This window comes from Streptomyces aurantiaciflavus (assembly GCF_049808595.1).
Taxonomy (GTDB): domain Bacteria; phylum Actinomycetota; class Actinomycetes; order Streptomycetales; family Streptomycetaceae; genus Streptomyces.
This window is the reverse complement of record NZ_JBNCAQ010000007.1, coordinates 23,257-46,559: the sequence shown is the minus strand read 5'-3', so window position 1 is coordinate 46,559 and position 23,303 is coordinate 23,257. Positions and strand designations below refer to the sequence as shown.

General features: G+C 71.5%; 22 protein-coding genes. 5 read left to right on the top strand and 17 right to left on the bottom strand.

Annotated elements, in window-relative coordinates; translation table 11 throughout:
• Positions 1 to 92 precede the first annotated feature (92 nt).
• A complete protein-coding gene (locus ACPT94_RS09600; protein WP_425245641.1) occupies positions 93 to 1,757 on the bottom strand; it encodes an acyl-CoA dehydrogenase family protein in 1,665 nt (554 codons plus the stop codon).
• Positions 1,758 to 1,828: 71 nt separating this feature from the next.
• Here ACPT94_RS09600 and ACPT94_RS09595 point away from each other — a divergent pair, with 71 nt between their 5' ends.
• Entirely contained in the window at positions 1,829 to 2,584 is a 756-nt protein-coding gene (locus ACPT94_RS09595) for a PaaX family transcriptional regulator C-terminal domain-containing protein (protein WP_360331323.1), read from the top strand.
• An 83-nt stretch (positions 2,585 to 2,667) separates the two neighbouring features.
• Here ACPT94_RS09595 and ACPT94_RS09590 read toward each other — a convergent pair whose 3' ends face one another.
• Complete coding sequence (locus ACPT94_RS09590) at positions 2,668 to 3,468, bottom strand: pectate lyase (protein WP_360331320.1); 801 nt, start codon at positions 3,466 to 3,468, stop codon at positions 2,668 to 2,670.
• A gap of 36 nt (positions 3,469 to 3,504) precedes the next feature.
• The gene (locus ACPT94_RS09585) at positions 3,505 to 4,482 is read right to left on the bottom strand and encodes a pectate lyase family protein (RefSeq protein ID WP_360331317.1); all 978 of its coding nucleotides are present in this window, start codon (positions 4,480 to 4,482) and stop codon (positions 3,505 to 3,507) included.
• A 405-nt stretch (positions 4,483 to 4,887) separates the two neighbouring features.
• Here ACPT94_RS09585 and ACPT94_RS09580 point away from each other — a divergent pair, with 405 nt between their 5' ends.
• Positions 4,888 to 6,198: an extracellular catalytic domain type 1 short-chain-length polyhydroxyalkanoate depolymerase gene (locus ACPT94_RS09580; protein ID WP_360331314.1), complete on the top strand. Its 1,311-nt coding sequence runs from the start codon at positions 4,888 to 4,890 to the stop codon at positions 6,196 to 6,198.
• Positions 6,199 to 6,320: 122 nt separating this feature from the next.
• Positions 6,321 to 6,878: a DUF2087 domain-containing protein gene (locus tag ACPT94_RS09575; RefSeq protein ID WP_360331311.1), complete on the top strand. Its 558-nt coding sequence runs from the start codon at positions 6,321 to 6,323 to the stop codon at positions 6,876 to 6,878.
• 19 nt (positions 6,879 to 6,897) lie between these two features.
• Here ACPT94_RS09575 and ACPT94_RS09570 read toward each other — a convergent pair whose 3' ends face one another.
• The 3 genes from ACPT94_RS09570 to ACPT94_RS09560 form a co-directional block, all read right to left on the bottom strand.
• Entirely contained in the window at positions 6,898 to 8,271 is a 1,374-nt protein-coding gene (locus tag ACPT94_RS09570; RefSeq protein WP_360331308.1) for a nucleobase:cation symporter-2 family protein, read from the bottom strand.
• Positions 8,272 to 8,406: 135 nt separating this feature from the next.
• Positions 8,407 to 9,780, bottom strand: coding sequence for an FAD-dependent oxidoreductase (locus tag ACPT94_RS09565; RefSeq protein ID WP_360331306.1), 1,374 nt, complete (start codon positions 9,778 to 9,780; stop codon positions 8,407 to 8,409).
• Between the two features lie 164 nt (positions 9,781 to 9,944).
• Positions 9,945 to 10,592, bottom strand: coding sequence for a DUF305 domain-containing protein (locus ACPT94_RS09560; protein ID WP_425245640.1), 648 nt, complete (start codon positions 10,590 to 10,592; stop codon positions 9,945 to 9,947).
• Between the two features lie 198 nt (positions 10,593 to 10,790).
• On the opposite strand from ACPT94_RS09560, the gene ACPT94_RS09555 reads away from it, so the two are divergent.
• Positions 10,791 to 12,293, top strand: a complete 1,503-nt coding sequence (locus ACPT94_RS09555) for an LVIVD repeat-containing protein (RefSeq protein ID WP_360331300.1) — start codon at positions 10,791 to 10,793, stop codon at positions 12,291 to 12,293.
• Here the strand turns inward: ACPT94_RS09555 and ACPT94_RS09550 are convergent.
• From ACPT94_RS09550 to ACPT94_RS09520, 7 genes are all read right to left on the bottom strand, one after another.
• On the bottom strand, positions 12,281 to 12,955 hold the full coding sequence (locus ACPT94_RS09550; RefSeq protein WP_360331296.1) for a TetR/AcrR family transcriptional regulator: 675 nt from the start codon (positions 12,953 to 12,955) through the stop codon (positions 12,281 to 12,283). The genes ACPT94_RS09555 and ACPT94_RS09550 overlap by 13 nt on opposite strands.
• 261 nt (positions 12,956 to 13,216) lie before the next feature.
• On the bottom strand, positions 13,217 to 13,918 hold the full coding sequence (locus ACPT94_RS09545) for an HAD family hydrolase (protein WP_360331293.1): 702 nt from the start codon (positions 13,916 to 13,918) through the stop codon (positions 13,217 to 13,219).
• Between the two features lie 256 nt (positions 13,919 to 14,174).
• On the bottom strand, positions 14,175 to 14,846 hold the full coding sequence (locus ACPT94_RS09540; protein WP_360331290.1) for a phosphatase PAP2 family protein: 672 nt from the start codon (positions 14,844 to 14,846) through the stop codon (positions 14,175 to 14,177).
• Positions 14,847 to 14,912: 66 nt separating this feature from the next.
• Complete coding sequence (locus ACPT94_RS09535) at positions 14,913 to 15,848, bottom strand: M56 family metallopeptidase (RefSeq protein ID WP_360331287.1); 936 nt, start codon at positions 15,846 to 15,848, stop codon at positions 14,913 to 14,915.
• Between the two features lie 104 nt (positions 15,849 to 15,952).
• Positions 15,953 to 16,495, bottom strand: a complete 543-nt coding sequence (locus ACPT94_RS09530) for a DUF5134 domain-containing protein (protein WP_360331284.1) — start codon at positions 16,493 to 16,495, stop codon at positions 15,953 to 15,955.
• Positions 16,496 to 17,175: 680 nt separating this feature from the next.
• On the bottom strand, positions 17,176 to 17,622 hold the full coding sequence (locus tag ACPT94_RS09525) for a DUF7144 family membrane protein (protein ID WP_360331282.1): 447 nt from the start codon (positions 17,620 to 17,622) through the stop codon (positions 17,176 to 17,178).
• A 57-nt stretch (positions 17,623 to 17,679) separates the two neighbouring features.
• Positions 17,680 to 18,150, bottom strand: a complete 471-nt coding sequence (locus ACPT94_RS09520; RefSeq protein ID WP_360331280.1) for an SHOCT domain-containing protein — start codon at positions 18,148 to 18,150, stop codon at positions 17,680 to 17,682.
• Positions 18,151 to 18,503: 353 nt separating this feature from the next.
• Between ACPT94_RS09520 and ACPT94_RS09515 the strand changes: the two genes are divergently transcribed.
• Positions 18,504 to 19,301, top strand: coding sequence for a YhjD/YihY/BrkB family envelope integrity protein (locus ACPT94_RS09515; RefSeq protein ID WP_360331277.1), 798 nt, complete (start codon positions 18,504 to 18,506; stop codon positions 19,299 to 19,301).
• 114 nt (positions 19,302 to 19,415) lie between these two features.
• On the opposite strand, the gene ACPT94_RS09510 is transcribed toward ACPT94_RS09515, so the two are convergent.
• The 4 genes from ACPT94_RS09510 to ACPT94_RS09495 all read right to left on the bottom strand — a co-directional run bounded on the left by ACPT94_RS09510 (position 19,416) and on the right by ACPT94_RS09495 (position 23,100).
• Entirely contained in the window at positions 19,416 to 20,081 is a 666-nt protein-coding gene (locus tag ACPT94_RS09510; RefSeq protein WP_360331274.1) for an HdeD family acid-resistance protein, read from the bottom strand.
• Positions 20,082 to 20,618: 537 nt separating this feature from the next.
• A complete protein-coding gene (locus ACPT94_RS09505) occupies positions 20,619 to 20,816 on the bottom strand; it encodes a DUF8691 family protein (RefSeq protein ID WP_360331272.1) in 198 nt (65 codons plus the stop codon).
• Between the two features lie 119 nt (positions 20,817 to 20,935).
• Positions 20,936 to 21,454, bottom strand: a complete 519-nt coding sequence (locus ACPT94_RS09500) for a hypothetical protein (RefSeq protein WP_425245639.1) — start codon at positions 21,452 to 21,454, stop codon at positions 20,936 to 20,938.
• 17 nt (positions 21,455 to 21,471) lie between these two features.
• Entirely contained in the window at positions 21,472 to 23,100 is a 1,629-nt protein-coding gene (locus ACPT94_RS09495; RefSeq protein WP_360331267.1) for an MFS transporter, read from the bottom strand.
• Between the last annotated feature and the right edge of the window lie 203 nt (positions 23,101 to 23,303).

Below are 23,303 nucleotides of genomic sequence, written 5' to 3'. Positions count from 1 at the left end.
TCCTTGGGGAAGGCGCTGCTCGACGGACACTCCTGACACACTGCCTGCTCGGCTTGCGCATGACGCGCCGGTGGGGGAGGGGCAGGACGGGGTCAGGCTCCCCCGGGCAGTGCCCGGCCCAGGATCCCGTCCAGGTCCGCGCCGTCCGGGAGCGTGCCGAAGGCGTACCCCCAGTCCCCGCCCAGGCGGCTCGCGCAGAAGGCGTCGGCGACGGCCGGCGGGGCGTACCGCACCAGCAGGGAGGCCTGGAGAGTGAGGGCCATCTGCTCCACCAGACGGCGGGCTCCGGCCTGGGTCGCCTCGCCGAGGCGCGACCTGAGCCGGCCGACGGCCGCGTCCAGCCGGGCGTCCGCCCCCTGAGCGAGGGCGAGTTCGCCGAACAGGGCGTCCGCGGTGGCGGGCTCCCGGGTCAACGCCCGCAGCACGTCGAGGGCGTTGACATTGCCCGAACCCTCCCAGATGGACAGCAGGGGGGCCTCGCGGTAGTGCCGGGGCATGCCGGAGTCCTCCACGTAGCCGTTGCCGCCCAGGCATTCCAGGGCCTCCGCGGTGAAGGCCGGACCCCTCTTGGTCACCCAGTACTTGCCGACGGCCGTGGCGATCCGCCGGAAGGCCCCCTCGCCCGCGTCCCCGCGCACCGCCCGGTCCGCCGCCCCGGCCAGCCGCAACGTGAGCGTCGTGGCGGCCTCCGACTCCAGCGCCAGGTCCGCGAGGACGTTGCGCATCAGCGGCTGGTCCAGCAGCCGCGCCCCGAACGCGCTGCGGTGCCGCACGTGATGGCCCGCCTCGACGAGCGTCTTGCGCATCAGGGCCGCCGACATCATCACGCAGTCCAGCCGGGTGCAGTTGACCATCTCGATGATGGTCTTCACACCCTGCCCCTCGGGCCCGACCAGCCAGGCCACCGTTGCGTCGAACTCCGGCTCGGAGGAGGCGTTGGAGCGGTTGCCCAGCTTGTCCTTCAACCGCTGGATGCGGAACGTGTTGCGGGTGCCGTCGGGCAGGACCCGCGGCACGAGGAAGCACGACAGGCCGCCGGGAGCCTGGGCCAGCACCAGGAAGACGTCGCACATCGGTGCCGAGGTGAACCACTTGTGCCCGCGCAGGGTGTACACGCCGCCCTCCGCCGTGGGCGTGGCCGTCGTGGTGTTCGTCCGCACGTCGGAGCCGCCCTGCTTCTCGGTCATCCCCATGCCCGCGAGCAGCCCGCGCTTGTCCGTCGGCACCCGCAGCCCCGGCTCGTACACCCGGCTGGTCAGCAGCGGTTCGTACACCTTCGCGAGGTCCGGCTGCCGTCGCAGCGCGGGGACGGCGGCGTACGTCATCGACGTCGGGCAGCCGTGCCCCGCCTCCGTGTGCCCCCACACCAGTCCGCCCGCGGTCCTCGCGACATGAGCCCCGGGCCGGTCGTCCGCCCAGGGCGCCGCGGCCAGCCCCTCCGCCACGGCGACCCGCATCAGCTCGTGCCAGGCCGGATGGAAGTCAACCTCGTCGACGCGATGCCCGTACCGGTCGTGCGTGCGCAGCTCGGGCTCGTGCCGGTTGGCCAGCTCGGCCCACTCCTGCGGTTCGGGGCCGCCGGCCAGCAGGCCGAGCCGGCGGAGGTCTCCCTCCGCCCACCCGGCGCCCTCCCGGCGCAGCCCCTCCAGCAGGGCGGTGTCGTCGGAGGCGTCGTACGGGGTCGACGGAGGGGGCTGGTTGGTGACGTCGTGCGTGGTGGGAGCCGGGGCGGGCGACTGCGCGAGGGTCGAGGTCATACCGACCATGTTGCACGATGCCGACAGTCGCAGCAATGCTGCAACAACGGGGGCGACGTACAGTACGGATCATGCGCGGGAACGTGTCGGCGGAGGCCGGTGAGCCGGAGCTGCGGCCCTTGTCGGCGCGGTCGGTCGTGCTGAGCCTGCTGCTCGGCACGCATCCGCCGGAGCTGCCGGTGAAGGACCTAGTCCGGTTGGTGGAGCCCTTCGGCGTCGGAGGGTCCACGCTGCGGGCGGCGCTCAGCCGGATGGTGGCGGCCGGTGATCTGCGGCGCGCCGGCGCCGTCTACGGCCTCAGTGACCGCCTGCTGGAGCGCCAGCGGCGGCAGGACGACGCCGTCCACCCGGCGACCCGGCCCTGGGGCGGCGACTGGGAGATGGCCGTCGTGACGGCGACCGGCCGCGGTCCGGCCGAGCGCGCGGAGCTGCGCACCGAGCTGACCCGCCTGCGCCTCGCCGAACTGCGCGAGGGCGTGTGGCTGCGCCCCGCCACCCTGCTCCGCCCCTGGCCGGCCGAACTCGGCGACGTCACCCGGTACTTCACCGCCCGCCCCGGCGCACCGGACCGTGAACTGGCCGCCGCCCTGTGGCCGTTGGACGAGTGGGCCGCCACGGCCCGGGCCCTGCTCGCACACATCGCACGGGCCCGGCGACCCGCCGACCGCTTCACCGCCTTCGCGGCCGCGGTACGGCACCTCCTCGCCGACCCCGTCCTGCCCCCCGAACTCCTGCCCGCCGACTGGCCCGGCGCCGCGCTGCGCGCCGCCTACACCGACTACCAGCGGGAGGTGACGGAGGCGGTGCACGGGCGGGAACACGCCTGACGGCCGGAGGAAGCGGGTGCGGGCCGCTTCCTCCGGCCGTCCGTGGGGGGAGAGGGACGTACTGGCCTGCGGGCGCGTGTCGCCTACTTGTAGATGATGTCGGCCGCCGTGTAGTTGCAGTACGTGCCGTCGGCGCTGGTGCCGTTCGTGGTCGGCTCCGCACCGGTGTTGTTTCCTATGTACTTCTGGCAGGGGATGATCTTCTTGCTGCTGTCACCGACGACGGTGATGTTGCGCAGCGCCACGCTGTCGCCGTAGTTGGTGTTGATGCCCGCGATCCGGCCGCCCGGGTAGGTCACCTCGATGGTGTTCAGGATGATCGTCCGCTTGTGCTGTGTCTTGCAGTTGCCGCACGACCGGACGAAGGTGCCGAAGTTCTGCACGGCGAACTTGGAGACGACCAGCTTGCCCGCGCCGTTGAACTGGAACACCTTGTCGCTGGCGGCTTTCGCGCCCCCGCCGTAGACGGTGTAGACGCTCGACGAGGAGGTGCCCTTGAAGGTGGCGGCGTCCTCGCCGACGTCCTCCCACCAGACGTTCTGCAGCGTGCAACTGCCCTTGCAGTGGACGCCGTCCGCGGCCGGGGCGCCGATGATGACGTTCTTCAGAACGGCGCCGTCGGCCAACTCCAGGATCGGCCCCTGGTCCTCGTCCTGGTTGCCGCTGCCCAGGTCGCCGGTGCCGTACAGACGCTTCATCCCGTAGTCCTTGGTGCCGGAGACGGGGATGGTCGAGGAGACCGCCTGGCTGCCGTTGGCGGTGGGCCAGGTGGCGGCGTTCGCGGGGGCCGATAATGTCGTGATCATGCCAATCGACAGGCCGAGAGTGGCCAGCATGCCGGTCAGCGCGCGCACGCGGGTGCGCGAACGTGCCGAAGAAGTCATGTCCCGATTCCTTCTTCCTGTGGGGGGCGGGGATCGTCAGAGCTTTCCGGCGCCCGCGCCGGACGTCACCGAGGCGACGACGGACGAGGCGGGCTCGGCGGTGTAGCTGTACGGCGGCTTCGTGAACGTCCCGACCCGTGACACCTCGGTGGCGGCTCCTCCGAGGTCGTTGCCGGTCAGGTTGGCGTAACCGTCCACGTCGCTGCTGCGGTTCGTCGTCACCGCGACCTTCGTGCCGCGGAAGACGTTGTTCTCCACGAGCATCTGCGCGCCCATGCGCGAGTGCACGGCCGTGTCGGCGCCGACGACGTAGTTGTCGTAGAAGTGCCCGGTGCCGAAGCGCAGGCTCGGGATGCGCGAGTAGACGTTGCTGAACAGGTTGTGGTGGTACGTCACCTTCAAGTGACCCGTGTCCTCACCGGCGTTGTTGTCGCTGTGGCCGACGAGCGAACCCTTGAAGTGGTCCTTGAAGGTGTTCCAGGACACCGTCACGTTGTCGGAGCCGTGGTTGATGTCCAGCAGACCGTCGTAGTAGTCCTTGTCGTGATCGCGGTCCGCCGAGAAGGAGTTGTGGTCGATCCACACCTTCGTCGACGCCTCGACCGTGACACCGTCGGCCGGTGCGAGCGGCTTGCTGATGTTCAGGTTGCGGATGACGACGTTCGTGACCTTCTTCAGCCGCAGCCCGCCACCGGTGAACCCGGAGGACGAGCCGACGCCGAGGACCGTGGTGTTGGACCCGACGTCGACCTGACCGCTCAGGGTGATCAGGCCGTTGACCTTCACGACCTTGGCCGCGTTCCCGGTGACGGCCGTCCTGAAGGCGGCGAGCGTCGACACCGTGACCGCCGTGGCGCCACCGCCGCCGGTCGTCCCGGCGCCGAATCCGACCGGCGCGCTCTCGGCGGCGCCGGCCTGCTGGGGGAGGGCGAGAACCGCCGCAGTGGCGAGAGCGGCGGCCGTCGCCACCAGAGCGGACCTTTGCGCCTGTGTACGTGGGGGGCCTGTACGCATGCGGGTGCGTCCCTTCGAAAGGGCGGGGGAGATCGTATATGTGATCGATGTACGCCATGTTGAACTCGTTGCACCAGCAGTGCGGCATTCTGGGGATCAGACTGAGCGGCTCGTCCACACTGCTGAACGGAACGTAGGGGGCAAGCGCTTTCTAGTCAACGCTTTGCGCAGAAGACATTCAGCCACACCGGCTGACCGGCAAGGGCTTCCCGAGCAGGGGTGTGGGAGCGCTTCCATGGACGGCATGTGCATGCCACCATGCGTGCGGAGGGCAAGGACCCCGCGGCGAGCGGCGACCACTCCCGACTGCTGAGGCGTCTGAGCCTGCTGACCCGGACGAGCTCCGCCCGCTGAGCCCACCCTCCGCGTACGACGTCCCCCGAGCCGCCATCAGAAGGGACCAGCGTGTTCACCCTCGACTCCCCCAGGAGAGCGCTGCGTTCGGCGCTCGCGGCACTGGTGCTGTTACTCACCGGCGCCCTGCTCGCCGCCCCCACCGCCTCCGCCCGCGCCCGGACCACCGAGGCGGCGGTCCCCGCCGCCACCCTCACCGAGGTCACCGGCTTCGGCGCCAACCCCAGCAACCTGCAGATGTACGTGTACGTGCCGGCCAACGTCACCGCGCACCCGGCCGTCCTCGTCGCCGTGCACTGGTGCGGCGGCTCCGGCCCCGCCATGTACTCGGGAACCGAGTACTCCCAGCTCGCCGACCGCCACGGATTCGTGATCGTCTACCCGTCCGTCACCCGCAGCAGCAAGTGCTTCGACGTCTCCTCGCCCCAGGCGCTCCGACGCGGCGGCGGCAGCGACCCCGTCGGCATCAAGTCGATGATCGACTGGGTGACGACGACGTACTCCGCCGACACCTCACGCGTGTTCGCCACCGGCATCTCCTCCGGGGCGATGATGACCAACGTCCTGCTCGGCGACTACCCGGACGTGTTCGCGGCGGGCGCCGCGTTCGCCGGGGTGCCCTTCGGCTGCTTCGCCACCACCGACGGCTCCGAGTGGAACAGCGCCTGCTCCGGCGGCACGGTGATCCGCACCCCGCAGCAGTGGGGCGACGTCGTGCGCGGTGCCTACCCCGGCTACACCGGGCCCCGGCCGCGCATGCAGGTGTGGCACGGCACCGAGGACGACGTGCTGCGCTACCCCAACTTCGGCGAGGAGATCAAGCAGTGGACCAACGTCCGGGGGCTCGGCCAGACCCCGGCCGCCACCGACTCGCCGCAGTCCGGCTGGACCCGCACCCGCTACGGCGGCACCGGTGACCAGGCCCCCGTCGAGGCCATCAGCCTCCAGGGCGTCGGACACAACCTGTACGCCTGGGGCATGGCCTCCCGCGTGATCACCTTCTTCGGCCTCGACTCGGGCAACCCCACGCCTCAGCCCCCCGCGGGCCCCTGCAGGGTGACCGTGTCCACCAACGCGTGGAGCACCGGCCTGACCGCCTCGGTGACCCTCACCAACACCGGCACCACCACGCTGAACGGCTGGCGACTCGGCTTCACCCTGCCCGCCGGACAGACCATCACCAACGGCTGGGGCGCCACCTACACGCCCGCCTCCGGCGCGGTGACCGCCACCAACGCGACGTACAACGGCACACTCGCACCGAACGCGAGCGTCACCATCGGCTACCAGGCGAACCACACGGGCAACAGCGCGGCGCCCGGCGCCTTCACGCTCAACGGCACCGCCTGCACCACGAGCTGATCCGTCAGCTGTCGGCCACGTGCGGCCCGCGGGCCGCACGGGGAAAATGCCGAGCAGCCCATGGGGGCGGAAGGTAGCGTCGTCGAGATCGAGACCCTGTCCCCAGGGATGGAGAGATGAGCATGACGTCCGACGACGTGGTGAGGCTGTTCGCCGACGAGACCCGGGTGCGCGCCTTCGCCGCCGTGGCGCTGGGCGCCAGGAACGCCACCGAGGTCGCCGAGCGGACCGGGCTCTCGGCCAAGGACGCCCTCGGCGCGCTGCGCCGGCTCGAGGACCGCGAGGTCCTCGTGTCACACGGCGGCGGGCTCGTGGTGTCGTACGACCACTTCCGCGGCCTGGCCCGCGCTGCGGCCGTGTCCGGGCCGCCGGAGGACCACGGGTCGGGGGACGAGCAGATCGAGACGCTGCTGCGGACGTTCGTGCGCGAGGGGCGGCTGGTGCGGCTGCCGGCCCAGTGGGAGCGCAAGAAGGTCGTCCTGCGCCATCTCGCGGAACGCAGCTTCGAGCCGGGCCGGGAGTACTCCGAGCAGGAGGTCAACGACCGGCTGCGCGCCTGGTGCGAGGGCTCCGCGGTCGACCATGTGACTCTGCGCCGCTACCTCGTCGACCTGCACCACCTCGACCGGCAGGACGGCGTCTACCGGCGCTCGCCCGAGGACACCGCGCTGCTCGACTGAACGGCCCGCGAAGAGACTCTCAGGCGCTGTCGTCCCGGGACTTCTCGACACCCTCCCCGACGCCGCCGGCCGCCGCGGCGCCCGAACCACCTTTCGCGGGAAGGTGGTTGAAGAGCAGGTTCAAGCCGACCGCGGTCACACAGCCCGCGCTGATCCCGCTGTTCATCACCGTCTGGAACCAGTCCGGGAACTTCTCGTAGACCGTCGGCACACCGACCGGCAGCATGCCGATCGCCACCGACACGGCCACCACGGTCAGCTGGTGGTTGCCCTTGAAGTCGACCTCGGCCAGGGTCCTGAGGCCGCTCGCCGCGACCGTCCCGAACATCACCAGCCCCGCGCCGCCCAGCACCGGCGCCGGGACGGCCGCGACCACCGCGCCCAGCTTGGGCAGCAGTCCGAGCAGGACGAGGATGCCTCCGGCAGCGGCGACGACCCAGCGGCTGCGCACCCGCGTCATGCCCACGAGGCCCACGTTCTGCGCGTACGCCGTGTACGGGAAGGTGTTGAACACACCGCCGAGGACGGTGGACAGGCCGTCGGCGCGCAGGCCGTCCGAGAGCGCGCGCGGCTCGACCCTGCGGCCGGTCATCTCGCCGACCGCGATCAGGTCACCGGTCGTCTCGGTCATCGTCACCAGCGCCACCACCAGCATCGAGACGATCGCCGACGCCTCGAAGGCCGGCGCTCCGAAGTGGAACGGCGTACTGATCCCGAGCCAGTCGGCGTCCCGGACCCCGCCGAAGTCCGTGAAGCCGAAGGGGACGGCCACCGCCAGGCCCACCGCGATGCCGATCAGCACCGCGATCCGGCTCAGGAAAGCCGGTGCGAACCGTTGCACGCCCAGCACGACCAACAGCACGAACGCGGCGAGCGCGATGTTCTTCGGCTCCCCGAAGTCCGCCGAACCGGCCCCGCCGGCGGCCCAGTTGCCCGCGACCGGCAGCAGCGACAGGCCGATGACCAGGATCACCGTGCCCGTGACGAGCGGCGGGAAGAATCTGAGCAGTCGGCCGAACACGGGCGCGAGCAGCACGATCGCGAGCCCCGCGACGATCACCGAGCCGTAGATCGCGGGCAGTCCCCCGCCCGTCGTCCCGATCAGCACCATGGGCGACACGGCCGCGAACGTACAGCCCTGCATGATCGGCAGCCGCGCCCCGAAGCGCCAGAAACCCACGCACTGGATGAGCGTGGCGACACCGCAGATCAGCAGGTCCGCCGTGATCAGATACGCCAGGTCGGCGGGCGACAGCTTCATCGCGCCGCCCACGATCAGCGGCACGGCCACCGCGCCCGCGTACATCGCGAGCACATGCTGCAGACCGAAGACGGCCAACTGGCGGGCGGGTGGCACCTCGTCGACGGGATGAACGGGCGCGGTCGTGGCCATGGGCACTCCAGAGCGGCGGGGGACGGAGAAGGCGGCGGGGGACAAGCGGCGGCGCCCGAGCGGCGGGCGGCATCCGCACGGCAGGCGACATCCGGACAGCACGAGACCGTACGAGCCTTGAACAGTTTGTTGATTTCACGGATGTTGCCGTTGCGTGTCCCGTACACCTGCCTCCGCCCGGCTCGCCGCCGCCCGCAGCGACGCCCAGTCCGGAAGCTTCACCACACTCCGCCCCAGCGAGGCCCCGAGCTCCGCCTCCGCCCGCTCGATCGCCTGCCACCCCGCCCACTCGACCGGCTCCACCCCCGCTTCCCGCAGCAGCGGCAGCGGATCACCGGGCAGCTCCCGTCGTACGAGGGCGGGGGCGTCCTCCAGCAGGGAGGTCACCGTCTCCTTCGCGCACGGCCGGTTGGTGCCGATGACACCGGTCGGGCCCCGCTTGATCCAGCCGGCCACGTACTCGCCCGGCGCGACCACGCCCTCGCGCAGCACCCGCCCGGCGAGATGGGGAACCGTGCCCCGTTCCGCGTCGAACGGCAGCCCCTCCAGCGGCACTCCGCGATAGCCCACCGACCGCAGCACCAACTGTGTCTCGACGTCCTCGTACCGGCCGGTCCCCCTCACTCCGCCGCGCCCGTCCGGGGCGGTCCGCTCGAAGCGCACCGCCCGCACCCGGCCGCCGCCGGCCGACAGTTCGACGGGCCGCAGGAAGAAGCGCAGGTGGATCCGGCGCCGTAGGCCCCGGGGCGGCGTGGCCGCCCAGCCGCGCAGTACTTCCACGTTGCGGCGCAGCGCCGCCGGCAGCGCGGACGGGTCGGTGTATGCCGGGTCCAGGGCCAGCTCCGCCTCGTCCACCAGCACGTCGGTGTCCGGCAGGGCGCCCAGCTCGCGCAACTCCTTGGTGGTGAAGCGGGCCTGGGACGGCCCGCGGCGCCCCACCATGTGGATCTCGGTCACCTCGCTCGCGGCCAGCGCGCTCAGCGCGGCCTGTGGCATGTCGGTGGGGCTCAGCTCCGCCGCGCCGCGCGCCAGGATCCGGGTGACGTCCACGGCGACGTTCCCCACGCCGATCACCACGGCCGTACGCGCGCCGGACAGGAAGCGGTCGGTGACGGCGTCCGGGTGGGCGCTGTACCAGGCCACGAACTGGGTCGCCGACCAGCTGCCCGGGAGGTTTTCGCCCGGGATCCCCAGGTGGCGGTCCGTCGCGGCGCCCACGCAGTACACGACCGCGTGGTACAGCTCCCGCAGCCGCTCGACGGGCACCCCGTCCGCGCCGACCCGTACTCCGCCGAGGAAGCGCACCCGCTCGTGCTCCAGCACCGTCCGCAGGTTCTGCTGGAGCGACTTGATCTTCTCGTGGTCCGGGGCGACGCCGTAGCGCACCAGCCCGTACGGGCACGGCAGCCGGTCCAGGACGTCGACGAGCACCTCGGAGTCCTGCTGGACGAGGCTCTGGGCGCTGTAGACCCCACTCGGCCCGGAGCCGACGACGGCGACACGCAGCACGGCCGAACTCCTTACCCCGGCAGGCGCAGGAGAGCGCTGGTTCTTCCAGCATCGCACCGCCGCCGTCGCGCTGACAGGGTGCGGTGCGCCATCTGCGGCCGCGGGACCGTTCGAGCGAAGAGTGACCATGCGGTCACGCTACGTCCGCTGCGCGCTCGGCCCGCTCACAACATCCTCCGCATCCGCGTGATCTCCGCCGTCTGCTCCGCCACCACGTCGTCCGCCATCTCCTCGATGCGGATGTTGTTCCCCTGCGCCTTCACGTCCGCGGCCATGGTGAGGGCGCCCTCGTGATGGGTGATCATCAGGGTGAGGAACAGCTCGTCGAAGGCCTTGCCGCGAGCCGTCCGCAGCTTCTTCAGCTGCGCCTCGGTGGCCATCCCGGGCATCGCGGCGTGGTCGTGCCCACCGCTCGCCCCGCTCTCGCCGCCCTTGGCGTGGGTCGTCAGCCAGCTCCTCATCGCCTCGATCTCCGGCCCCTGTGCGGCGGAGATCCGTGAGGCGAGGGCCTTCACCTGCGCGGACTCGGCCTGTTTCGGGGCCAGTCCGGTCATCTCCAGGGCCTGGGCGTGGTGCTCGATCATCATGCGGGCGAAGGAGACGTCCGCCGAGTTCGGGGTGTCGTCCTCGGCGCGCTGTTCGGCCGCGTCCTCGGCGGACAGTGTCCGGTTCTCCTCGCCCGGCATGCCCGGTGCGATCACCGATGGGCCGCTCGCCGCATCCGACTTGGTGTCGTCCGACCCGGAGTCACAGCCCCCGAGGGCGAGCACGAGCAGCGAGGCGGTGACAAGGGGCGCGCGGCGGAAGAGCACAACGACCTCCTGATGGAGCCGGGTTGACGACCTGTGCGGACCTGACCGGAACGTGGACCGGCCTAACACGAGTCTGTGCGCCACTGATCAAAAACATTCATGACGAGTGTGTTGCCGACTGTTGATCTGTGCATGATGAAGACGATACTTCGGAGGACCGTGAACCGTTCCCTGTGAACGGCAACAAGGGAGGACGCAGTGACCCTGTTGAACGATCCCCGAACGCGGCGCAGACGCCTGGGAGTCGCCGCGGCCTGTGCCGGGCTCCTGGCCACGCTCCTCACGGCTGTCCCGGCGGCCGCGACCCCCGACCCGGGGGACGGCCCGGCCGTGGAGCGCGAAGTCTCCCAAGGCGTGCGGGCCGAGGTGGCCGAGGCGATCGCCGAGGGCCAGTTACCCGGCAAGGACGAGATCGTCCACTCCGCCAACGTCCAACACGTCGCCAACATCCCGAAGGAGGCCCTGAAGGGCACCAACTCGGACCTGGCCTTCCAGGGGAAGTACGCCTTCGCCGGCAACTACGACGGCTTCCGCGTCTTCGACATCAGCAACCCGAAGGCCCCCAAGTCCGTCGCCGAGGTGCTCTGCCCCGGCTCGCAGAACGACATCTCCGTCTCCGGAAACCTGCTCTTCCTCTCCACCGACTCCTCGCGCAGCGACAGCAGTTGCAACAGCACCACGCAGCCCGCGACCGAGAAGTCCTCCTGGGAGGGCATGAAGATCTTCGACATCAGCGACAAGAGGAACCCGAAGTACGTCGCCGCCGTCGAGACCGCCTGCGGCTCGCACACCCACACGCTGGTGCCGGAGCGCAAGAACGTCTACGTGTACGTCTCCTCGTACTCGCCCAACGCGGCCTACCCCGACTGCCAGCCCCCGCACGACGGCATCTCGATCATCAAGGTGCCGCGGAACGCGCCCGAGAAGGCCGCGATCGTGAACTTCCCCGTGCTGTTCCCCGGTGAGGGACCGGACGGCGGCGGCAACCCGGGCGGGCCCACCAACCCGGGCGTCTCCAAGACCACCGGATGCCACGACATCACGGTGCTCCCGGAGAAGGACCTGGCGGCCGGAGCCTGCATGGGCGACGGCATCCTGTTCTCCATCAAGGACCCGGAGAACCCGAAGGTCATCGACCAGGTCCAGGACAACGTGAACTTCGCGTTCTGGCACTCGGCGACCTTCAACCAGAAGGCGAACAAGGTCGTCTTCACCGACGAGCTGGGCGGCGGCGGCGCGGCCACCTGCAACGCGGAGACCGGCCCGAACAGGGGTGCCGACGGCATCTACGACATCGTCGGCAAGGGCGACCACCGCAAGCTCGTCTTCCGCAGCTACTTCAAGATCGACCGGCATCAGGCGGACGTCGAGGTCTGCGTGGCGCACAACGGCTCGCTGATCCCGGTCAGGGGCAGGGACCTCATGGTCCAGGCCTGGTACCAGGGCGGCGTCTCCGTCTGGGACTTCACCGACTCCGCCCACCCGAAGGAGATCGCCTACTTCGAGCGCGGCCCGGTGGACACCGAGAAGCTGACCACCGCCGGCTCCTGGTCGGCGTACTACTACAACGGCTACATCTACTCGAACGACATCGCCAAGGGCTTCGACGTGCTGAAGCTCAACGACCGGCGCACGGATCCGGCCAAGTACGTCCGGCTGCGTGAGCTGAACGTCCAGACCCAGCCGGACTACTTCGACTGATCACCGACCGGCAGCTCTGTCGCGAAGAACCGCGACAGGTCCGTGTCACAGCTCCCGCCGGGCGCCTCGGCGCCCGGCGGGACGCCCAGGTTCCAGTCGAGCCGGTAGCGCGCGAACAACTCGGCGCGCACGGGCGCGATCGGCATGCCCACGTTGGGCAGCACCATCGCGTAGACGGACCCCATCAGCAGGGCGCGCAGCATCGGGTAGTCGGCGTCGACGTCTCGTGAGCCGTGCCGGACCACCGTGTCCCGCAGCAGCTCGGCCAGCCGCTGCTGCTCCGGACACTGCACGAAGCCCTCCGCCTGGAGCAGCCCCGCCATGTGCTGGCGCATGAGCACCGTCCGGTCCCGGGCCAGCCCCAGGATCGCGTCGATGGCCCGCGCCATCCGCTCCCGGCCGTCCTCGGTGCGCGGCTCCCGTTCCAGGACCTCCTCCAGCGTGCGGTGCATCAGCCGGTGCACGGCCGACTGCACCAGCTGGCGCTTGCCGGGGAAGTAGTACGACACCAGCCCGCGTGCCGAGCCCGCCCGGTCCGTGATGTCACCGAGCGTCGTCGCGTCGTACCCGCGCTCGCTCACCAACTCGACCGCGGCCTGCAGGAGCCGCTCCCGGGAACGGCGCCGCAATTCTTCATTGACCGAGGCGCTGCGCGGGGACATCCTGTAACTCCTGCGTTGACTGGCTGCCAGCCAACTATACTCAGCGCATCCCGGTCCGATCCGTTCCGTTCGGAGTCGTGCCGGGCGCCGCCTGCTCTGGGCGACGCGGGGGATCGTCCAGAGTGGGCGCGCATTCCCCCTATTGGTGGCCTGAGGCTCCTTTCCTGTCGTCCGGGATTCCGCTTCCGATCGCGAAACCGCCCAATCGCGCACTGCCGAATCGCCAGACCGCGGCATCGCGGAAGCGAGCCACCCCCGGACTCAGCCCGCCAGGCCCACCAGATCCAGCACCGGCCGCAGCCCGTCGGGTCGTTCGGCCGCCGGCAGATGGTCCACGAAGTGCACCGCGCAGCCCAGCGCCGCCGCCCCGCCGTCCGCATCCCGGCTGTCGCCCACCATCAGTGTCGACCGCGGATCGGCGCCGAGCGCCTCGCACGCCGTCGCGAACAGCCGCGGATCCGGCTTCTGCACTCCGTACTCGTACGACAGCACGTACGCGTCGACCAACGGGTCGAAGCCGTGCTCACGGAACACCGGCCGCAGATCCCAGCCGATGTTGCTCACCACGCCCACCCGGATCCCACGCTCACGCAGCGCGCTCAGTACAGCGAAGGCGTCGGGGTACGGGCCCCAGGCGGCCGGCGTCATGTGCCGGTCGTACAGCGCGTCGTGGAGGCCCGGGTCGGGCAGGGGCACCTGACGGGAGAGGCCGGTGTACGTGGCCCGGTGCAACTGCGCGCTCTGGTCCCGCACCGGCCACAGACCGGCCAGTTCCCGCGGCACCCGCAGGGGAGCAGCCCCGCCCGGCAACGCCCCGGCCGTCTCCAGCGCCCGCGCCGTCTCGACGACCTCCGCCTCGGGCAGCGCGACGCCCGCCGCGTCGAGCACGGCACGCAGCCAGGACTCGGTGGACTCGACCCGGAAGAGGGTCCCGGAGAAGTCGAACAGCACGGCGGCAGTCATGCGGTGGATCTTACGGACGCGGCGCGTCGACGTTCCAGAAGAGAGGAAGATCGGCGTCACAGAGCACACGGACGAAGGCGCCCTCCCGGACGCCGTCGTGCTGGTGCGGGCCTTGTTCCGGGAACTGCCGTCCCCGGACCCCCGCTTCGGCCCTCGACGGGCCTCGTCCTCGGTCGGCGGACGGGCAGGACACACCTGCGCCCCGCCCGGAAGGCGCCGTCCGGCCGACGCGGGCACACCGCCGCCGCGGCACCGCTCATGGTCGCCACCGAAGATGGGCCGCGATCGCCAGGGCCACCAGCATCGTCCCCATGAGCCAGCCGCCCAGGACGTCCGACGGCCAGTGGACGCCCAGCCAGATCCGGGTCAGTCCCACGCCCACCACGGAGACGACGGCCAGCGCGACCGCCGTACGCCATACGACGGGGTCGGGGCCGTGGCGGTACAGGAGCCACAGGAGGAGGCCGAGGACCACCGTCGCCGTCAGGGCGTGGCCGGAGGGGTAGGCCGCGTAGTGGGCGGAGTCGACGGGGTCGGGCCAGACGGGGCGTTCGCGGCCGACAGCGGCCTTGACGCCCTGTTGGAGGAGTGTGCCCACGGCCGACGTGGTGACCAGCCACGCGGCCGTCCACCAGGCCGAGCGCCGCCACACCAGCCAGAGGGCGACCGCCGCGCACAGCAGGCGCATCGTCAGCGGGTCCCAGACCCAGTCGGTGAGGACGCGGCAGACCTGGGTGACGTCGGGGTCGGCGACGGCCCAGCGGTGGGTCGTGCGCGAGACGTCGCCGTCGACGGAGATCAGGGGGTGCCACTCGGCCGCGACCAGGACCAGGAGGAGGACGGAGCACAGTCCCAGGACCAGGCCGGCGCGGACGGCCGTGCGACAGGGCGACGCGGTGGGCGGGGAGTCGACGGACAGGTTGTGCATGAAGTGATCCTTGCCGAACTGCGGGATCCGAAGCCAACCCGGGGGCGACTTCCGGCCCGCCTGCGGTCAGCCGAGCGCCCGTAGGCCCGGCACCAGCGTCACCAGCACCGGGATCACCGGGATCAGCGCGGCCGCGGCCGTCAGCCGCAGTCTGCGGGCCGCCGTGAGCCGGTCCGGGGGCGTGAGCAGACGGTGCACGCGCTGCGGAACGTGGGCCTGCGGAGTGGGGGAGGGGCCGAACACGCCCCGGTCCTCGTTGAGTTCCACCAGCGCGAGCGCGGTGGTCAGCCGGCCGAAGCGGCGGGAGGCCATGTCGTCGGCGGCGAGTTCGACCAGTCGGTGCATCTCGTCGCGGAACGCGGCGAACACCGGCACCTGCGGGAAGCCGTTGGCCAGCGCCGCGGAACAGTGCAGCAGCCAGTCGTGCCGCGCCTGGGCGTGCCCCTGCTCGTGCGCGAGGACCGCGTCGAGCTGACGCCCCTTGAGTCGGCGCAACGCGGCGGTGCTGACCACCAGTCGGGGCGTCCCGCCCGCCAGCCACCAGGCGTCGGGCCGCTCGTCCTCCAGCACCACGAGCCGTCCGGTCGCCGACTCCTCACCCGGCAACAGCGGTGCTCGCAGCCGCAGTTCGGCCCGCCGGTGCCGACGCCGGGCCCGGGCCCGGACGATCTCCCGTACGAGCATCGCCCCGCTCCACAGTCCGGCGCTCGCCAGCGCCACCGCGGTCGCCGCGGCCCAAGGGCCCGTCGCGCTCAGCGCGTAGGCCTCCACCACCGCGCGCGGCGCCGGCGCGAAGACATGCCCGCGCACCGCCTGCCAGGCCGCCGCCGCGCTGAGCGTCATGGAGAGCGCGCAGCACAGCAGCATCGCCGCCACCACGCACTGCCACGCCCACAGCGCGACCACCGGTTCACGGTCCGGCCAGTCGGCCCGCGCGAGCAGCCGGGGGCCGACGAAGGCGGTCAGGGCGCCGAGCAGCAGCAGGACCGCGGGGACCATCATGGGCAGCACCCTATGAGCGGCGTAGCGCTCAGGGGTACGGCTTGTCGCGGCAAGTGACGCAGACCACGACACCTGCCGGTCAGGCTCCATGGGATCACATGGGTTCACATGGTCAGCAGCATCGCGAGCATGCCGATCCCCATCGACAGACGGCACGCCCGCGCCAGTTCGGGCCGATCGCTCCACGCGACGGCACTGCCCGCCGTTCCGGCCACGGGCAGCAGCCGGACTCCGGAGACGAGGACGTATCCGGCGAAGTACAGCAGCAGCACGCCCGTCAGCAGCGGGACGTCGGCGGCGCCGTGTCCGTGCCCGGGTCCGGGCGAGGCGGCCATCACGACCGCCATGTAGACCATGGCCGAGGCCCCGACCAGGTGGTGCAGATGGTGGGCGCTGGAGCGGGCCGCCCACAGGGCCCGCAGCGCCGCCGCGCCGAAGACCGCCGCATACGCCGGCCAGGCCCACTCCGGCGGGGTGAACGCCGCCGTGGGCACGGCCATCACGGCCATCCCGAACCCCATGAGCGCCTCGCCGCCCGCGGCCCGGCGCTGCTCCTCGTCGCCGCTGCGCATCCGCAGCAGACAGTACGCGCCGGTCGCCGCACACAACGCGACCAGCAGCCAGCCGGGCGAAGCCGGTCCGTGCACGCGCACCTCCCCGCTCGACGGTCGGTCGAGGAATGCGATGCCCGGGACACGCGGAGCGCACGCGAGCGCAAGGGTGTACGGGGGGAGCGTTCGGCGGAGCGCGTCAGGTGACAAGGACGCCGCGGCCACCCAGCCGCGCGCGGACGGCTTCGACGTCCGCGACGAGGACGTCGCCCGCCTCTCACGGTGCGTGCGACGTCGACGTGGTCGGCCGGTATTCCTTCGAGCCGGGATCGAGGGCGTGGTGGTCGCGGGTGCCGGCGGGGATCTCCGCGAAGGGCGGGGCGTGCCGCGCCGCGACCTCCTGACCAGGGACTGGGGCGCCGTCGCCGGCCATCGTCGGCAGGCCGGCTTCCTCGGCCCGGACCGACGGTCCGGCGGCCCGCGCCCTCCCGCAGGGGCGCCGGGCAGGCAGGACGTCCCGGGCGCCTGCCCGGCGCGTAGGGCGTGTTCCCAAAGTCCCGTCTGCCCGGCGACGCCTGGCACGCACGCTCGCCGCGTTGTCGGGCTCGCCCCGATACAACCAGTATCGGGGCGACCCTCCGCCTTGCGATCGCACGCACCGGACGCCGCCGGGCCTGCCCTTCGGGCAGACGACGCTACTTTCGAAACACGCCCTAGCAGCGTCGGCGGCGCCCATGGGGCACCACGGTGTCCCGTCCTCGCCGTCCGAGCCGACGTCACACGCCGCGCGGCGTGCGCTCGAACGGGTCGAAGGACTCCTCCTTCCGTGCCACGCACAGGGCCCAGACGATGAACGCCGAGATGGCGATCATCACGATCGACCAGACCGGGTAGTACGGCAGGGAGAGGAAGTTGGCGATGATGACGAGTCCGGCTATGGCCACGCCGGCGACCCGGGCCCAGGTCGACGCCTGGAACAGCCCGAGACTGACGATCACGGCAACCACACCGAGGGCCAGGTGGATCCAGCCCCAGCCGGTCAGGTCGAACGCGAAGATGTAGTTCCGGGTCGTCAGGAAGACCTCGTCCTCGAGGATCGCCGCGATGCCTCTCATGATGTCCAGTATTCCGGCGATCATGAGCATGACGGCTGCGAAGGCCATCAGGCCGGTGGCCCACTCCTGCTTGGCCGTGCGCGCGCGTGCGGGCTGTGTGCCAGCCATCCTCTTCACCTCTTCTTTCGGTGTCCTGTCGTCCAGTGGGTGGTCGTCCGGCGGTGTTCAGCGACCGGAGGTGGGGGTGCCGCCGGCCGGGCGCTCCGCGGCACCCGAGCCGGTCAGGACCAGTTCCTTCGCCCTGCGGAACTCGTCGTCCGTGATGTCGCCACGGGCGCGGATCTCGGACAGCCTGGCGAGTTCGTCGACGCTGCTGGGCCGCCCTTCGCCGCCCTTGGCGGTCTCCCGTACGTAGCTCTCGAACTCCTGCTGCTGAGCGCGCGCCTGTTCGATCTCCCGGCGGCCCATGTTCCTGCCGCGGGCGATCACGTAGACGAACACGCCCAGGAAGGGCAGGACGCAGACGAACACGAGCCAGCCGGCCTTGGCCCAGCCGCTCAGGGAGTCGTCACGGAAGATGTCGACGACGATCCGGAAGAGCAGGACGAACCACAGGATCCAGAGGAAGAACCACAACATCGTCCAGAAGGCGCTCAACAGCGGAAAGTCGTACGCGAGGTACGTCTGCTCGCTCATGTCTCTTCTCCGTCCCGGGTGCGCGCCCGGCAGGCGTGCCGGTCTCAGCGTGCCCACGGCAAGGCCCGGGCGGCCTCACCCGGGGCGGGTGAGTGTGAGTGCCGGCTGAGGACCGGCCCCGTTCCGCGCCTGGCCGCGGCAGCCCCGTCGCTCCCGGCGCCCGCTGGCCGCACGCGCCCGCCCGGGCCGCCGTGAGCGTTCACTCGATTCCCAGGGCGCCCCGTGCTGCGGCTGTGGCACGGAGCGGGTTCACTCGATCCATGACAGACCGCGGCAGGACGCCTCGTACTCCGAACTGGAGACGTCGGCGCCAGTTCGCATGGGCGATGCGCCTCGAGCGGAGGCGCTCGACGGTGATCCAGCGCATCGGAACGGGCGGGGTGGGCAAGCTCTGGAGTCGGCTCAACGCGCTCGACTTCTTCGGCCACTCGTTCCAGCTGGCCGCCCTCGCCATGATGTGCTTCTTTCCCTTCCTCATCGTCGTCACCGCGACGGCCGGCCGGGACGCTTCCGCGGTGCTCGCCAACTGGCTGGGCCTGAACCAGCAGGCCGCGCAGGCTGTGGCGTCCCTCTTCTCACCCGGCCAAGGCACGGGGACACTCACGGTCACCAGCGCCTTCCTGCTGGTCCTGGGGGCCGTGGCCACCGCCGGCGTCCTGCAGAGCTGGTACCAGGAGGTGTTCGACGTTCCCGTCCGTGGATGGCGGGACATCGTGGCACAGCTCTACTGGCTCGCCTCACTGCTCGCCTACGGCGTGGCGCAGGCCGCCCTCGGCAGAGCACTCGGCGGGCTGCTGCTGCAGGCCCTGTGCGGCCTCGCCATGGCGACGCTCTTCTGGTGGTGGAGCATGCACGTGCTGCTGGCGGGAGCCGTCCGGTGGCGCACCCTGCTCCCGGCGGCGGTCGCCACCGGTGTCTGCTGGGTGGGCCTGGGCGTCTTCTCCGCCCTCTACTTCTCCTCGGCGATCGTGACCAACGAGGAGGTGTACGGCCCCATCGGCGTCGTCATGATCATCCTGTCCTGGCTGGTGGCGGTCGGCGTGGTCGTCCACCTCGGAGCGGTCGTCGGCCGCCTGCACCTCGAACGCCGCAAACGACGCTGCCCCACGACCGGCCACCGGGGCCAGGACCCGCACCCGCCGGACGACTGAGGCCGCGGCGCCCGGACGGCGCCGGCCAACCACCTGCCCTGGGCGGGCCCGTCCCGGAGGAACGCGGATCCGCATCGACTTCTCGAGCCGCCGGGCTCCGCACCGAGTGGACCGTCAGGCGGTCTCGGCGGGGCCGCCCGATGCCGGGGCGACCGCCCTGCGGACCGCCGCTCGCCACGCGAAGGCGACCACTGCCTCGAACACGCCGAGCAGGACCAGCCACAGACCGAGCAAGCGTGTCAGGGCGCGGGCCGACTCGGTGGGCAGGGCCAGCACGACGATCCCGGCGACGATGCTGATCACCGCGGCGGCGAGGACGAAGCCGCGGTGGGGCAGGTCCTTGGCGGCGAGGGCCGTGTGGAGGGCGACCACGCCGGACACCAGCCAGACGATCCCGACGATCAGCGAGAGAGCGGTGATGGTCTGCAACGGGTTCCGCAGGCACAGCACTCCGGCCAGTACGTACAACACCGCGACCAGAAGCCCGCCGAGCCGCTCGCCGTGCTCGTGCCGGCCGAAGGACGAAACGAACCGGAAGGCCCCGGTCACGAGCAGGTACAGGCCGATGAGGACGGCGAGCACGTGGAGTGTCTCGTCCGGCCAGACCAGTACCAGGACGCCCGGCACGAGCGTCGCGATCGCCGACCCCAGGATCCACGTCCACGAACGCCCGAGGATCGCCAGGGCCCGCGCGGTGTCGTCGCCCGCCGGGTCCGGGGCCACCTCGCCGGGGACGGGCTCCGGCCCGGTGCGCGGTGCCGGACCACTCGACATGGTCATGGTCGCTCCTCACGTGATCGGCGTGATCGAACGAGGCCGGCTCCGACCGTCGGCGGGGCGGTGAGCGGGGACCTCGTTCGCACCAGCGTCCCGCGAGCCGTCGGCCACGGGGTCACCCCCAGCGGGTGATCCGTCGCGTCGGAACCTGCTGCTGGGTCCCGCTCCCGCTCGGCACGGCGGCGGCGATCCCCATGGTGAGGCCAAGGATGCGCGGCGGTCGGTGCTCGCTCCCCATAACGGCGGCGACCGCCATGACAGCAGCCGGGGCGCCGTGCAGTGGCGTTTCAGCGGCTGATCCGGGCGGCCGGCGACGTCTTCCCGGACATCGCGACGCCGTGGGCCCCGAGGGGCGCGGACGCGACTTCCTCGGACGCCGGTGCGGGCTGCAAGGGCGTCGCGCGGCCCGGCAGCAGGGTCCCTGACCCACCGTGCCTGCTCGGGCCGCTGTGCCGGGCGTCGGCCCACGCCCGCTCCGGCACGAACAGCCGTACGGCGAGCCCGTGACCTCCGGCCCGCTGCGGCTTCCCGGCCTCCGGGTCACTCCCGCAACTGGCGCATTTCCACCACGCGCAGCCCCAGGGACCGGAAGCGCGCCAGCAGGCCGTACAGGTGCGCCTCGTCGGTGACAGGGCCGTACAGGACTGTCTGACCGGACACGACCACATGGTTCAGTTCCGGGAAGGCCTTGGCCAGCGTCTCCGACACATGTCCGTCGACGCGTATCTCGTAGCGCATGGGCTGCTCTCCCGAGGGCGGCCTGGGACGGGCCGGGTATGCCCTTCCCCGCGATCGTGCGCCCCGGCACCCTGTCCGCCCTCACCCTGTGCAGGTGAAACGCGGAACGGGGGACCGCGTCAGTGCTTCAGGACGATCTTGAAGGAGATGATCAGGAGGCCGAGCAGCAGGTTGACCAGCGCGGAGGCGGTCATCTGTGCCCGGGAGGCACCGGCGCGCATCGCCGCCGCCACCGACCAGCCCACCTGCCCCGCGACGGCCACGGCGAGCGCCAGCCATACGGCGCCCTGTACGTCCAGATCCAGCAGCGGGCTGACGGCCACCGCGAGGGCCGGCGGGACCGCGGCCTTGAGGATCGGCCACTCGTCACGGCACACGTGCAGCACGGTCCGCCGGTCCAGACCCCGCTGCGCCAGGCGCGCCCCGAACAGCTGCGCGTGCACGTGCGCGACCCAGAACACCGCGCCCGTCAGGAGCAGCAGCAGTACCAGCTCGGCGCGCGGGAACGACCCCAGGGTGCCCGCGCCGATCACCACGGAGGCGGCGAGCATGGAGCCGTAGACGCCACCGGTGTAGTCGGCGTGCGCCCGGCGCTCGGCCCTGCGGGCCTGCCGGGCGTCGTGGCGGGTCGTGGACATACGAGGCTCCTTCGCCTTCAGCGCGCCGGTCCGGGGCCGCCCGCCGGGGTGCCGGTGTCCGGCTGCCGTGGACGGCTCGCCCGCGCGTTCGGCAGGTTCCCGGTGACCAGGAAGGACGCGAGGGTGATGCCTCCGGTGGCGAGGATCGCCGCCTTCAGGCCGTCCAGCTGGGCCGAGGCGTAGGAATCCACGAGGGCGTCGACCTCGGACGGCCGCAGCCCGGCGCGCTCGGCCGCCGAGCGGACCTGGTCGGTCGACACGAAGCTGATGCCGGCCTCCAGAGCGATGCCGGTCTGCCGGCGGGCCTCGTCCGACAGCCGGGGATCTCCCTCCACCTGCGTGGTGAAGGCGTGGGCCAGGGCGCCGATGAGCAGCGACCCGATGAGCGCGGTGCCCAGCGCCGAGCCCAGGTTCTGGGCGGTGAACTGCAGCCCTCCCGCCTCGCTGCGCTCCTCCTCGCCGACGCAGGACTGGACGATGTTGCCCAGCTGGGAGGCGAGCAGGCCCATGCCCACGCCCAGCAGGGCCATGGCCCCGGCGAACTGCGCGTCGTCGATGACCGGGTCGATGGAGGCCAGCAGCCACACGACGGCCGCCGCCAGCGTCGCCAGGGCCAGGCGGACCACGCGGCGCGGCCCCGCCATCCGCCCCAGCCGGGAGCCCACCGTGGAAGCGACCAGCATGGTGACGGATACCGGGAGCAGCCGCAGACCGGTCTGGAAGGCGTCGAAGCCCTGCACCACCTGCAGGTAGAGCGGAATGGTGAAGAACAGCCCCAGCAGGATGAGGTTCTGGCCCAGCAGCATCATCAGGCCGGACCGCAGCGGAGGCCTGCGCAGCAGCGACAGGTCCACGAGCGGATCGGTGCCCCGCGTGGCGCGCCGTCGCTCCCAGCGCACGAAGCCGGCCAGCACGATCACTCCGGCGCCGATGACGAACAGAGTGGGAGCGAAGCCCAGGACGGTGAAGGGCGGATTGCGCGGCTGCACCCAGCCCCAGGTGCTGCTCTGCAGCACCCCCAGCACGCCCAGCCCCAGCCCGGCGGCCGAGAGCGCGGCGCCGACGCCGTCCAGCCGGGGCCGCCGGCCCGTCCGCGGGGACTCGGTGATCACCCGGTGGAAACACAGGATCGCCACGACGAGCACCACCTCGCCGGCGAACACCAGTCGCCAGGTGAGGTACGTCGTCACCCAGCCGCCCAGCAGCGGGCCGACCGCGATGCCGGCGCCGGCCAGGCCGCCGATGACGCCGTAGGCGACGGCCCGGTCCCGCCCCTGGTAGGACTCGGCGACGAGGGCCACCATGGCCGGCAGCACCATCGCGGCACCGAGGCCCTCGATGACCGACCAGCCCAGTGCCAGGACCCACAGGGTCGGGGCCAGAGCGGTCAGGGACGAGCCGATGGCGTAGACGGTGAGTCCGAGGAAGAACAGGCGGCGCCGTCCGAAGATGTCCCCGAGCCTGCCACCGACGATCATGAAGGCTGCCATGACCAGCGCGTACAGCGTGATGACGGCCTGGATGGCGGTGACCTCCGTGTCGAAGTCGTCGACCAGTTGACTGATCGAGACGTTCATGACGGCGGTGTCCAGGACCATCAGGAACTGGGCAGTGCCCAGGACGATCAGAGCCCGCCAGTGGGTCACGGTGTCCCCCTTGCCCGAGTCGGCCCGGGACGCCGGCGGAGTCGGCCGGGCAGCGGCCGGCACCTTCCCCGCCGCCAGGGCCATCGCATCCGACGGAAGCGTCCGGCGCCTCACCCGCCACGGGGGAGCCGGGCGATCCGGGGCAACCGGCACCGACAGCCGGGCGGACAGCGATTCGTTTTACAAGTAAAACACCTGCTAAA